Source organism: Chryseolinea serpens (genome assembly GCF_900129725.1).
Classification (GTDB): Bacteria; Bacteroidota; Bacteroidia; order Cytophagales; family Cyclobacteriaceae; genus Chryseolinea; species Chryseolinea serpens.
The window spans coordinates 1,373,353-1,385,252 of sequence record NZ_FQWQ01000002.1 but is presented as its reverse complement, the minus strand read 5'-3'; the positions used below and the strand labels follow the sequence as shown (position 1 = coordinate 1,385,252).

The following is an 11,900-nucleotide window of genomic DNA, read 5'->3' as shown; positions in this document are numbered from 1 at the left end:
ACGGGGATGATAGGCAAAAGGAAGCCTCTGGCGGTGAAAATCCAATCAGGCCTACGCAAGTAGGGAAATGTGATGATTGTAATGGTGCACGAGGGGGTTCATACCTCATCTTTGAGTCGTCATTAAGAATAGTTTAAATCGAAAGAACATCAGCCCGTCGGCCGTCTTGAGCACCGGCAGTCAGGCTCGATGTAAAGTAGAGATGAACGTTTAAAGACGGGCTTCAAACCAAAACCTTAAACCAAACCAAAAAATTTACCCCCCATGAGAAAATTTTCCTCGTTGCTTTCTACTGTACTCGTTGTGTCGTCGATTTCGGTTGTAACATCCTGTAAGGATGACGATAATCAAAAAAGCAGAACAGATTTGTTGACCGGTACCAGTTGGATGGTCGACAAGGCTCAGGTTGAGGTTAGCGGTCAGTTGATCGATGTTCCGACAGATTTGTCTCCTTGTGGGCTGGATGATGTCTACACCTTCACGAAGGCCGGCGTTTTCTCTTCAACCGTTGGTCTTGACGACTGCGGCGATGGCTCCGACAAGGTGTTGAACGGAACCTGGGTGTGGAAAGAAAATGAAACCATCCTGTCCGTCACCGCTGATGATGGCGACCCGGACACCGATAACACAGATGACTTGAAGATTGTGGTTTTAACCGAAACGCAATTCAAATTTGAAAATGGAACTCTTCCCTACGACGTCAACGGCGATGGCCAGGACGACATGGAAGTAAAATCCTACCTCATTTATAAAAGCAAGTAAGACTATTTTTTAAGCGCAACATTTCCTCAAAAGGAAAATACTAATGCAATAACGGCCGTGTAATCCAAGAACATTACATTTTTAGCGGTACTTATCAAAGAGGGGTCAAGGGGACCTCTCTTTTGATTTTATAGGGAACCGAAGGTTTCGGGAAGATTTTAAATTTTAATAGATTTAGCCTTCCAACCCTCGCGACCATGCTGGAATCCTTTATTGTCTACATCTTTCTCATCCTGGCCATTTTGCTGCTGGTGATGCTGGCGCAAAAGTTAAAGATCGCCTATCCCATTGTGCTGGTTTTGGGTGGTCTGTTGCTGAGTGTCATCCCGGGCATTCCCCTCATCAGCATCAACCCCGAACTGATCTTTGTTATTTTTCTGCCCCCGCTCCTGTATGAAGCGGCGTGGGCCACCTCGTGGAAAGAGCTTTGGCGTTGGCGGCGCGTGGTGTCCAGCTTTGCTTTTTTGATCGTCATTGTCACTTCCTTTGTGGTGGCAATCGTGTCGAGCGCGGTGCTGCCCGGATTCACGTTGGCCCTTGGATTTTTGTTGGGTGGTATCGTGTCACCCCCGGACGCGGTGTCGGCCACGTCGGTGTTAAAGTATGTGAAGGTCCCTCAAAGAGTGACGTCCATCGTGGAAGGAGAGAGCTTGTTGAACGATGCGTCCAGCTTGATCGTGTTTCGCTTTGCCTTGATCGCGGTGGACACGGGCCATTTCATTTTTTCTGATGCGGCCATGAGCTTTGTCATCGTCATTGCGATGGGAATCGTGGTCGGCATTGGCATCGCGCTGATCTACTATGCCATTCACCGTTGGTTGCCCACCACGGTGAACATCGACATTGTGCTGACCCTCACGGCGCCCTACATGATGTATGTCACCGCGGAATCCTTTCATTTCTCCGGCGTGCTGGCGGTGGTGAGCGGTGGATTGTTTTTGTCTATGCGAAGTCATCGGTTCCTGAGCTACCGAAGTCGTTTGCGGGGAAGTAATGTCTGGTCCACGTTGGGCTTTGTGCTAAACGGGCTGGTCTTTATGCTCATCGGCCTCGAACTGCCAACCATTGTTAACGAATTGGGTTCCACGAGTATCGTCGCCGCCATCGGCTATGGTGTGCTCATTTCGGTGGTGCTCATCGTGACCCGATTGCTGAGCACCATGTTCGCGTCGGTATTCACGGTGTTCATCAGCCGCTACATTACTACGGCCGACAACCGGCCGGGCTGGCGTGGACCGTTCATTTTGGGCTGGGCCGGCATGCGGGGGGTGGTGTCGCTGGCGGCTGCCCTGTCCATCCCAATCCACCTGACCGATGGATCCGCATTCCCGCAGCGCAACCTGATCCTGTTCATCACCTTCACGGTTATTTTACTCACCCTGGTCATCCAGGGACTGACATTGCCGCTGGTGATCCGTTGGGTAAACATGGAAGACCCCGACCATCATTTGCCGGTGGAATTGCAGGAGCAAACCCTGCGTGAAAAGCTGGCAGAGAAAAGTCTGCTCATCCTGGATACCGACCATGCCGAAAAATTAAAAACAAACCGGCACCTGCAGCATCTGAAGACCCGCTTTGAAAGTGACAAATTCCATACGGACACCGCAGAGCAGGAAGACTATCGCCAGATCTATCTCAACCTGCTGGAAAAACAAAGAACCTTGCTGGATGAATTGAACAAGGGCAACGATACCGACGAAAGCGTCGTCAGGAGACATCAGAACCTGTTGGATCTCGAAGAAGAAAAACTGCGCTCCCGTTTTGACGGTGAAGAAGAATCATAAAATAGGAAGAGGTGTTAAAATGACCGGACAAAAAACCATCGACCTGTTAAGCGGCTTGCAGGAAGTACGAACGTTGCTGACGACGATCGAACTTATGGAGATGAAGCATCACGCGCAATCGGGCGACCCGGCGGATGCTTTCCATAAAATGATTGTGCTGAGCTACAACGTTTTGAAATTAAAATTATTCATCGATAAAAAATTGCCCAAACAGGAAGGACATTCACCGGCGTTGTACCTGCAAGTGACCTTCGAAATAAACGAGGATAAATTGGAGCACAGCGGTCTGTACTGTGAGGAGCGCGACCGAGAGCCCGAAATCGCTCAGTTCATCCGGCAGTCCAAATCACCGGTTGGATTTTTATGGAGCACTAAAAAGCGCGACGTTTTCTATAGTGACAGCGTCATTCAATACCTCAGCCTGGCCGATTCGATTGCTATGCAAGCGCAACACTGTGGTTTGGGTGACGATTATCAGCCAGGCTATTATAGTGAGATCGTTTTAGAAGATGCGCGCATTCACCTCAAACAAATCAATCATTGGAATGCCCGTTCCATAGACCACCGCGACGACTACTTCCTGCGCGATTTGGAGTTCGAAATTCCCCTGCAACCGGTCGCGGCACGGTCGTCGTTTCTCAACGATGCCATTGGCGATATGCAGATCTATTTTTCCGATCGATCATCCGACAAGAATAAAGGTTGTGGTCGTAACATTCAGGAGCAAATCCAGATTGCCAAAGCGAAATTTGCCGAACGCTCATCCTGAACCGGAGATACAAACGATCGACAAAAAGCCCGTCACCATTTTTTAAACTTTTTTTAAGGCCGGTGTCGTGGGCTCGTATAAATAGGGCAACCGTTATGCAGCTCTTTCTTGCATTCACATGCTGAAATCGTCGCTCATTTTAAATTCGAACCGGAATTCGAAGTTTACCCGTATTTTTAAGTCGGGATCATGCGTACGCTGATCTCATTCTCCCATCATGGCAAAGCTTCAAATTTTAAAACCGTTTCAGAGCCGCAACTACCGGTTATATTTTTCGGGACAATCCGTTTCGTTGATCGGCACCTGGATGCAGCGAACGGCGGTTTATTGGTTGGTGTACGAGAAAACGGGTTCTTCCTTTATGCTGGGAGCCGCAGTCTTTGCCGCACAATTTCCTTCGTTCCTGTTGTCGGTTTTAGGTGGCGTGGTGTCGGATCGGTATAACCGCTATCGGGTGCTGCTGTTGACACAGGTTGCCTCTTTAGTGCAGGCGCTGTTGCTCACGGGTCTTGTTATCACGGGTCAGTATGCCGTTTGGCAGATCCTTACGCTGAGTGTGGTACTGGGCATCATCAACGCATTCGATGTGCCCGCGCGGCAGGCGATGGTCTACGATATGGTCGATCACAAAGACTATGTCCCCAATGCGATCGCCCTCAATTCCTCGATGGTGCACTTGGCGCGGCTCATCGGCCCGGCACTTTCGGGTATTGTGTTGGAGAAATTTGGGGCGCCGGTTTGTTTTCTCATCAATGCGTTTAGCTTCCTGGCGGTGATTACTTCGTTGCTGTTCATGAAGCTGCCACCCCACAAACGATCGGAGCGCGTGAACACGGCCCTTGCCGACATGAAGAATGGATTTGTCTATCTGCGCGACACGCCGGCCATCGGCAAGGTCATGATCATGCTTGCGCTCATCAGTTTGCTGTCGTTGCCCTATGTCACGTTGTTGCCGGTATATGCGCGTGAGATATTCCATGGCAGTGCATCTACCTTTGGCTACCTGAATAGTTTTGTGGGGTTGGGTGCGATTGGGGGTGCCGTTTTCCTGGCCTCGCTAAAAGCCGGCACCGATCTGAAGAAGATCTTGTTTGTAAACACGATCCTGTTTGGTGTGGGGCTCTTTGCCTTTTCGCATATGACCTATTTGCCTGTGGCGCTGTTCTTCCTGGTCATCGCCGGGTTTGGGATGATGTCGCAGACCACCATCAGCAACACGCTCATCCAACTTGCGGTGACCCCGGCCATGCGGGGGCGGGTGATCAGCTACTATGCCATGGCATTTTTTGGCATGCAGCCGATTGGAAGTTTGTTGTTGGGTGCACTGTCGCATTATATCGGCGCGGCCAACGCCATGCTCGTTCAGGGTGTTGTGACGATCCTGATCGCGCTGCTTTTTATGCCCTTTCTGCGAAAACGCGAATTGAAATCCAAAGACAAGATGAAGATCGAACAATTGAAGGAACGTTCCGTGGAGACCACGGGCTAACGCATCATTGGCGGAGTGCTCAACGTAAAGGGCATAATCCGTGCCTGAGCAGCCACCATCTGTAAACAGAAAAGTGACATGTCAACAGTTGGTAATGAAGTGTTTGAGAGATCGTGAGTGTTACCTTTTTAGTGATACACCCGCGGTTCTTTCGTAAATTCGGGGAGACGCAAATTAAGTGTCAAAACCCAGGCAACCTTTTGCGGAATCGTCCCGTCTTGGCAACAAAATAAGAAACCCTTGGAAGATCCTTCACAGCTAACCACCATCATCGATGGTTGCATGCGTGGCAACCGGGAAGCTCAGAAGATGCTTTATCAGCATTACTATGGCTATGCGATGAGTGTGTGCTTGCGCTATTCGAAGACGAGAGAGGAATCGAGGGAAATTTTGAATGACGGATTTATGAAAGTGTTCACCCGGCTTGGGCTCCGCGACGAGAAGAGTTCTTTCAAATCATGGTTGCGAAAGATCATGATCAACTCCGCCATAGACCACTATCGTAAAAACAGTAAGCACTATAAATTGGAAGACGGCGACCAGGCCATCGCCTGGATGCCGTCGCACGAAAGCGATGCGATCGGTGACCTTTCACACGAAGAGCTCATTGGCATGGTCCAGCAATTGGCACCGGCTTACCGGGCGGTCTTCAACCTGTTTGTCATCGATGGCTATTCACACGAGGAAATTGCCAGCCGTCTCGATATTTCCGTGGGCACATCCAAGTCCAACTTGTTCAAGGCACGGGAGCATCTGAAGGCAGCTTTTAAAAAAAATAATATCAAGCGGTATGCGTAAGGTCACAGATAACGAGCTCGATAAAATCTTCCGGGAAGCCGCCGACCGGAATGAGCCGGAGTTTGATCCGAAGGACTGGGAGGATATGGCCAAGCGACTGGACCAGGACGATAAGGCTGCGCTGGCGCGAAGCAAGACGCTGTATACCGTAGTAGCCTTGTTGGTCATCTCCACGTTGTGGCCTCAGTTCGATGGAAAGGATAAAACGCAAACAGCATCGGTGATGAAACCACCGGCAGCGACAGAATTGAAGGATGAAAACCTGAAAGAAGGGAATCCGGCATCGACAGGAGATCCGTCTACCAAAGATGCGGCGTCCGCTTCGAAAAATGAGGAAACTATGACGGAAGGGGCTCCTGCTTCAGAGAAAGATCTGACGATCAAGAGAGAAACTGCTGCTTCAGAAAAGAGTCAATTGGTTAAGGAAGAAGTCTTGGCGTCAGGAAAGGGTCAGACAGCGAAGAAGGAAGTTTCTGCGGGGGGAGTAGATCAAACGGTTGAGCAGAGAATTCCCGTGACGAAAGAAAGTCGGCCACTACCGTCGACCAAGAGAAATGCGACCGCAACGAATGCGTTGACATCTCCCACTCCCGCGCAGGAAAATTTGTCGTCCAGTAAAGCGAAGGCTGGATTGGGTCGGGGCAACGCAGGGCTGATCAAAGCGGAATCGAATCATGCGCCATCGGCTGTCGCGGGAGCGATCGTTTCCGGGCAGGCAAGTAAAAACATTACGAGTGCGACACCTGTTGATCAGGAACAAAACCAGGCTTCACCTGCCGTGGTGAAGGAATCTTCAGGTCTTTCAATGGAACCGTCGAATGTAGAGAGGGATGCGGCCACAAAAAAGGATGGAACAACAGCGATTTCAAAACCGGCGCAAGGCATCGTAATGGAGAACAATGTGGCGAACGACAAAGAGATTTCGGACAAAACACTTCGTAAAGAACAAAGCATTATGGGAGAGGCTGCGGCAGCAGGTAATGATCGGTTGCCGTCATCCGCAAATGGGGAGATAATTTTGATGAATGACGGACAATCGCAGTTGCAGGTTCAACCGCAGTCGCCTCCCATTATTTTATTAGAAGGAATTCCAGAGACGAAGAAAGATGGCTCCCCGGGCATTGCGGCACCGAGCGAAAGCAAAGCGAGCGGCAATGAAGAAACTTCAGCAACGGCGAACCTGACAGCGCAACCGGCAGAACATGCCGGGGCTTCTGCTAAGGACTCGACGCAACAAGCTGAAAAGAACATCGCGCCGGTTCAAACGGCTGCCGATTCGGGCACGGTTCAAAAGGATTGGAAAGATGAAAAACAGGCGGTTTCGCATTCATGGTTTGTTAAGTTGCCTGTGTCGCCCGACTTCAGTTCGATCAACTATACCACGCCAGGCAAACCGGGGATTAATATAGGATTGTTGGGAGAGTATAGCTTATCGCGGCATTTTTCCGTGAGCACCGGCGCGATTTATTCCAAGAAACTATATGACTCGAAGAACCCCGACAAGTCCTACAGCTCCGGGGGCTGGACCGCGAAGGCCAAATCGCTCAACGGCGATTGCAGGGTGTTGGACATTCCGATCAACGTGACCTACTATATCTTCCCGGAATCGAAGACCAGTCTCTTTGTGACGTTGGGCTCTTCATCCTACATCATGTTGAAGGAAAAATATGTCTACACCGTGTGGGCAAATCAACGAGACTACCAATACGAAGAGAATTTTTCTCATAAGAACAATGAATGGTTCAGCATGTTAAACATCTCCATCGGCGTACAGCGCCGCATCGGTGAACATTTTTTTGTGCAGGCCGAACCCTTCCTGAAAGCACCGATGTCTGGCGTAGGCGAAGGCAAAGTGAACCTGGTGAGCACCGGTGTGTTTTTCTCATTAAAGTATAAGCTTGGTAAATAATCTGCGTTTTATGATTTTAAGAAAGGACCCTCATCCTTATTTGCTATTCCTATTGCTGGCGTTTGCCGGATGTACCTATCGCACGGACGCGGACCTGGTGAATTGCGAGATCAATCACCCGGTGATTGCGATCGACGCCAAGACGGACCCCACGGGTTGCAACACCCTGGATGGCGACATCACCGTCTCGGCCACGGGAGGAGCGCCGCCGTATCAATTCAAGATCAACGACGGCGAACTGCAAACTTCCGGCACGTTCACGCAATTGAATGGCGGCTCGTTTACGCTTAGCGTCAGCGATGTCAATGGCTGTGGAAGCTCGTCAACCGTGGTGTTGACAGTGGCTTCCAGTGATCTGGCCGCAACCTACACCAGCCAGGAAGACAACGAATGCCTGAGCGGCAACGGTACCCTGACGGTGACCGCCACAGGTTCGAATGGGCCGTTTCAGTTTAAGTTGGGAACAGGAAGTTTTGGCGACACCAATGTGTTTACCGGATTGGAACACGGTTTGTATACGGTTGTCGTTAAAGATTCGCAGGACTGTTCCCTTTCGCTTAGCGCCAGTGTGGGCCGTGGGCAAACCGGCGTGAGTTGGAGTGCCGACATCAAGCCGATACTGTCAACAAACTGTGCGATATCGGGTTGTCATGTAAGCGGTTCACAAAGCCCCGACTTGTCGGACCTGGGCAGCGTGATGAACAATGCGAGTTTGATCAAGGCACGCACCGGTAGCCGGGCGATGCCCCCCGACGGGAGATCGATCACCCAGGAACAGATCGACAAGATCGCTTGCTGGGTAGACGACGGCGTGAAGAATAATTAATCACCATCAAGAGGCGGAAGTAAAAAAGCATCTCAAAAAAGAGGTGCATGGGAATCTTATGTTTGAAAATAACCCCTGTAACCATGTATAAAAGTTTCATCATCATTTTGCTCGCCGTGTATGGGATGCCGGTGCGGGCACAAAAATTCACCACGGAAAAAACTTCGGTCGTATTCTATTCGCACGCCTCCATCGAAGACATCAAGGCTACCAACCTGAAGACCTCAGGGCTGTTCGACGCGGGTAACGGCGACATCGCCTTTGTGGTGCCCGTGAATGAATTTCAATTTGCGAAGTCACTGATGCAGGAGCACTTCAATGAAAAATACATGGAGACGGAAAAATACCCACGTTCCACATTTCAGGGAAAGATCACCGGCTACGATCCGGCAGCCAGTGGAGAGCAAAAAGTAGTTGCCAAAGGTAAACTGACGATACACGGTGTGACACAGTCGGTGGAAGTGCCGGGCACCATTGTCAAGCAGGGCGAGGGCCTGCTCATGACTTCCGTCTTTATCGTGAAGCTGGAAGATTACAAAGTGCAGATACCAAAGTTGCTCTGGCAAAACATCGCCGAACAGGTAGAAGTGACGCTGAATTTTTCATTCAAACCCACCAATAAATCATAATCGTTTCTCATGAAGAAAAGCCACACCCTTGCGTTGACCCTTTTTCTATTGCCCCTTTTTGCTTCTGCGCAGGACGACCTGCTGGGCGAATTGGAGAAAAACACTTCGGCACCTACCTACATCGCTCAAACCTTTAAGGGCAGCCGCCTGGTGAATGGCCACACCGTGGAGACCACCGGCGCGGGAACCCTCGAGTTCATTTTTGCTCACCGTTTCGGGCGTCTCAACGGAGGTGCCTATGAGCTGTTTGGCCTCGACGATGCTTTTGTGAGGATTGGGCTGGAGTATGGCATCACCGACAACCTCAGCGTTGGTGTTGGCCGCAACTCGGTCGATAAAACCATCGACAGTTATTTAAAATACAGGGTACTTCGTCAAAGCAAGAGCGGTGTGCCGGTCACGATCACGGCGTTTGGAAGTGCCGCTTACCAAACCTCACCGCGGAAAGAAGATGCCCCGGATGGGTTTCAGAACTCCGACCGCCTGGCCTACACCGGCCAGTTGCTCATCGCCCGCAAATTCACTTCGAGCTTTTCCCTGCAACTCATGCCCACCATCGTTCACAAAAATTACGTGGCCGACAACACCGGAGCCAACGATCAGGTGGCCATTGGTGTCGGGGGAAGGATCAAGGTTTCGCGGAGTGTTTCACTGAATGCGGAATACTACTACCGCGTCAATCCGGATGCGTCCACGCCTTACAAGGATGCGCTGGGGTTTGCCATCGACATTGAAACGGGCGGCCACGTATTTCAAATCGTGCTCACCAACACTCGCGGCATGATCGAGCGCGCCTTCATCACCGAGACCGACGGCGATTTCTTCGACGGCGACATTCATCTCGGCTTCAACGTGACGCGCGCATTCCAACTGAAGAAAAGAAAGTAATCCAAAAAAATCCTGTTCTATAGTTCAGCAGTCTTTTAATCTATGTTTCACATTAAATAAAACAATCCATGAAATCAACATCAGAAGTAACCAAGACCCTGTTTAGCCCGTTGGCGCGGCTAGGCATGCTGTGCCTCATCTTTGCTGCGGCAAGTTGTAGCAAGAGCGACGACGCTCAGCCCTCGTCTGCCATAAAGATCAAACTCTCATCGAGTGCGACACTTGGCAACTACCTGACCGATGGCGACGGAAACGCACTATACTTTTTTTCTACCGACGTAGCCGGCCAGAATACGTGTACGGGTGGATGCGCCACGGTTTGGCCCATCTATTTCCAGGACGGTCTCACAGCAGAAATGTTGGGCACCGGTTTGACCCTTAGCGATTTCGCCACCATCACGGCCGCCGCAGGAAAACAGCTCACCTACAAAGGTTGGCCACTGTATTACTACGCCCCGAACGGAACGCGCGAACCCGCCAACCAAACTACGGGTGAAGCGGTGGGTGGCGTGTGGTTTGTTGCCAAGCCCGACTACACCATCATGATCGCCAAGACCCAACTGAAGGGGCTCGACGGAAACAATTACAAAGGCGACTACACCTTGGGCGATGGCGCCGTGGCATTCTTCAGCGATGCAGAAGGCAGAACGATCTATACGTTCACCGTCGACAAGAAGAACAAAAATAACTTCACCAATGGCGACGGAGCCCACGATGCAAACTGGCCCATTTATGCCGAGACGTTGGCAAGCATTCCCTCGGTCCTCGATAAAACCAAGTTCGGTACCATCGATGTATCGGGCGTCAAACAAATGACGTACAAAGGCTGGCCACTCTACTACTTCGGCCACGATGCGGTGCGCGGCGATACCAAGGGGGTGAGTGTGCCGAGCCCTGGCATTTGGCCTGTAGCCATTAAGGATGCGGAAGACGCTCCGGAGAACTAGCCGGCAAGCAACCCCGTCAAATTTTTAAATTGCGATAAACGCTCTTGGGGAGAAAGGTCTTCTCCTCAAGAGCGTTTTGCTTTGCAGCATTTTGTTTTAATGAACGACCAGGGGACAGATCACAGGGTCAGCGTCACGGCTGCACCTCTTCGCAAGGTGTTGTGGATCTCGGCAATGGAATCGACGAAGCGGACAAGGTCGCTTATTTCCTGCGGGGAATGCGCAGGTGCCTGCACATTTACGTGATAGGTGATGTCGGTGGCAGGTTCGTGCTCGCGCGTAAACACTCCGGAGACCGTGACATCGACGGATTGGATCACCATGTTTTTGCGGGCCCCTTCGCGATAGATATCATTGCAAAAGCAGGTAGCCAGCGCCAGGACCAACAGCTCGCCTCCATTTATGGAGGATCCCAAACCTCCGACCTTGCTGGGAATGTTTAGCGTCTTGGTGTTACCGTCCGTTTGAACAACGATGTCGTTGGCGTCGCGGCGATTGTGAATCGTGGCTGAAAGGGTCATGATCGCATAAGGTTTAGCGTGGCAAATCTTTGTCAACATACAAAATCTGCCGGAAGACCGGGAGCCCATCCTAAATCAAAGTGACGTGCAACGATGGGCGCGGAAAAAGCGACCTCGACCTGCGATGGTTTATTTTACAGCATTCGGATGGATGCAGGCCAACCAGTACTCCATGATGCAATTCAAGGTGGCTTGCATGCCCTGCATGGAGAATTGTTTGATAAAGAAGCCCTGGACGGTGAGTGTGTACGCTTCATTCACTTGCTCTGGGATGGCCGATGTGCTCAGGAAAACAAACGGGATGCTTTTTTGGCGCAGGTGCTCGCTTTCGTTGATCTCCCTCCTGAATTCCAGGCCATTCATGCGGGGAAGGTTGATATCGCAAAGAATAACGAATGGCTTTTCAGAGGTTTTCTTTAGGAACTCAAGAGCATCGGGACAGTTGTCGAAGAGCCGCACTTCGTGGATCCCTAATTGTTGCAGCACCTCCACCAATATGGCCTGGTCGTCTTTGTCATCGTCAATCAAAACTACCGGCCCGGGGAGGTTCATGGGAAATGGGGTTTACTTAAACTTAC

At 50.8% G+C, this 11,900-nt stretch carries 12 protein-coding genes; 10 read left to right on the top strand and 2 right to left on the bottom strand.

Annotated elements, in window-relative coordinates; translation table 11 throughout:
• Positions 1–264: 264 nt before the first annotated feature.
• The 10 genes from BUB30_RS19755 to BUB30_RS19710 all read left to right on the top strand — a co-directional run bounded on the left by BUB30_RS19755 (position 265) and on the right by BUB30_RS19710 (position 10,801).
• On the top strand, positions 265–762 hold the full coding sequence (locus tag BUB30_RS19755) for a lipocalin family protein (RefSeq protein WP_073137204.1): 498 nt from the start codon (positions 265–267) through the stop codon (positions 760–762).
• Between the two features lie 197 nt (positions 763–959).
• Positions 960–2,546 (top strand): Na+/H+ antiporter, encoded by a 1,587-nt coding sequence (locus BUB30_RS19750; RefSeq protein ID WP_073137202.1) that lies wholly within the window; start codon positions 960–962, stop codon positions 2,544–2,546.
• 19 nt (positions 2,547–2,565) lie between these two features.
• Entirely contained in the window at positions 2,566–3,315 is a 750-nt protein-coding gene (locus BUB30_RS19745) for a hypothetical protein (RefSeq protein WP_073137200.1), read from the top strand.
• A 217-nt stretch (positions 3,316–3,532) separates the two neighbouring features.
• Entirely contained in the window at positions 3,533–4,804 is a 1,272-nt protein-coding gene (locus BUB30_RS19740; protein WP_073137198.1) for an MFS transporter, read from the top strand.
• Between the two features lie 240 nt (positions 4,805–5,044).
• On the top strand, positions 5,045–5,602 hold the full coding sequence (locus BUB30_RS19735) for an RNA polymerase sigma factor (RefSeq protein ID WP_073137196.1): 558 nt from the start codon (positions 5,045–5,047) through the stop codon (positions 5,600–5,602).
• The gene (locus tag BUB30_RS19730; RefSeq protein WP_073137194.1) at positions 5,595–7,511 is read left to right on the top strand and encodes a porin family protein; all 1,917 of its coding nucleotides are present in this window, start codon (positions 5,595–5,597) and stop codon (positions 7,509–7,511) included. Before BUB30_RS19735 ends, BUB30_RS19730 begins: the two co-directional genes overlap by 8 nt.
• 10 nt (positions 7,512–7,521) lie before the next feature.
• Positions 7,522–8,337 (top strand): cytochrome c, encoded by an 816-nt coding sequence (locus BUB30_RS19725; RefSeq protein WP_084138244.1) that lies wholly within the window; start codon positions 7,522–7,524, stop codon positions 8,335–8,337.
• A gap of 83 nt (positions 8,338–8,420) precedes the next feature.
• The gene (locus BUB30_RS19720) at positions 8,421–8,966 is read left to right on the top strand and encodes a YceI family protein (protein WP_073137190.1); all 546 of its coding nucleotides are present in this window, start codon (positions 8,421–8,423) and stop codon (positions 8,964–8,966) included.
• Positions 8,967–8,975: 9 nt separating this feature from the next.
• Positions 8,976–9,854, top strand: a complete 879-nt coding sequence (locus BUB30_RS19715; RefSeq protein ID WP_073137188.1) for a DUF5777 family beta-barrel protein — start codon at positions 8,976–8,978, stop codon at positions 9,852–9,854.
• Between the two features lie 68 nt (positions 9,855–9,922).
• A complete protein-coding gene (locus BUB30_RS19710; protein WP_245804130.1) occupies positions 9,923–10,801 on the top strand; it encodes a hypothetical protein in 879 nt (292 codons plus the stop codon).
• A 119-nt stretch (positions 10,802–10,920) separates the two neighbouring features.
• Here the strand turns inward: BUB30_RS19710 and BUB30_RS19705 are convergent, their stop codons facing one another.
• Together BUB30_RS19705 and BUB30_RS19700 are read right to left on the bottom strand one after the other, a co-directional pair.
• Entirely contained in the window at positions 10,921–11,322 is a 402-nt protein-coding gene (locus tag BUB30_RS19705; RefSeq protein ID WP_073137186.1) for an OsmC family protein, read from the bottom strand.
• A gap of 129 nt (positions 11,323–11,451) precedes the next feature.
• Complete coding sequence (locus tag BUB30_RS19700) at positions 11,452–11,874, bottom strand: response regulator (protein ID WP_073137184.1); 423 nt, start codon at positions 11,872–11,874, stop codon at positions 11,452–11,454.
• Positions 11,875–11,900: the final 26 nt, after the last annotated feature.

What these genes read in the sequence shown, in the direction of transcription:
- BUB30_RS19710 (WP_245804130.1), top strand. Translation starts at nt 9,923, where the DNA reads ATGAAATCAACATCAGAAGTAACCAAGACCCTGTTTAGCCCGTTGGCG.
- BUB30_RS19715 (WP_073137188.1), top strand. Translation starts at nt 8,976, where the DNA reads ATGAAGAAAAGCCACACCCTTGCGTTGACCCTTTTTCTATTGCCCCTT.
- BUB30_RS19705 (WP_073137186.1), bottom strand. Translation starts at nt 11,322, where the DNA reads ATGACCCTTTCAGCCACGATTCACAATCGCCGCGACGCCAACGACATC.
- BUB30_RS19700 (WP_073137184.1), bottom strand. Translation starts at nt 11,874, where the DNA reads ATGAACCTCCCCGGGCCGGTAGTTTTGATTGACGATGACAAAGACGAC.
- BUB30_RS19730 (WP_073137194.1), top strand. Translation starts at nt 5,595, where the DNA reads ATGCGTAAGGTCACAGATAACGAGCTCGATAAAATCTTCCGGGAAGCC.
- BUB30_RS19755 (WP_073137204.1), top strand. Translation starts at nt 265, where the DNA reads ATGAGAAAATTTTCCTCGTTGCTTTCTACTGTACTCGTTGTGTCGTCG.
- BUB30_RS19740 (WP_073137198.1), top strand. Translation starts at nt 3,533, where the DNA reads ATGGCAAAGCTTCAAATTTTAAAACCGTTTCAGAGCCGCAACTACCGG.
- BUB30_RS19725 (WP_084138244.1), top strand. Translation starts at nt 7,522, where the DNA reads ATGATTTTAAGAAAGGACCCTCATCCTTATTTGCTATTCCTATTGCTG.
- BUB30_RS19745 (WP_073137200.1), top strand. Translation starts at nt 2,566, where the DNA reads ATGACCGGACAAAAAACCATCGACCTGTTAAGCGGCTTGCAGGAAGTA.
- BUB30_RS19720 (WP_073137190.1), top strand. Translation starts at nt 8,421, where the DNA reads ATGTATAAAAGTTTCATCATCATTTTGCTCGCCGTGTATGGGATGCCG.
- BUB30_RS19750 (WP_073137202.1), top strand. Translation starts at nt 960, where the DNA reads ATGCTGGAATCCTTTATTGTCTACATCTTTCTCATCCTGGCCATTTTG.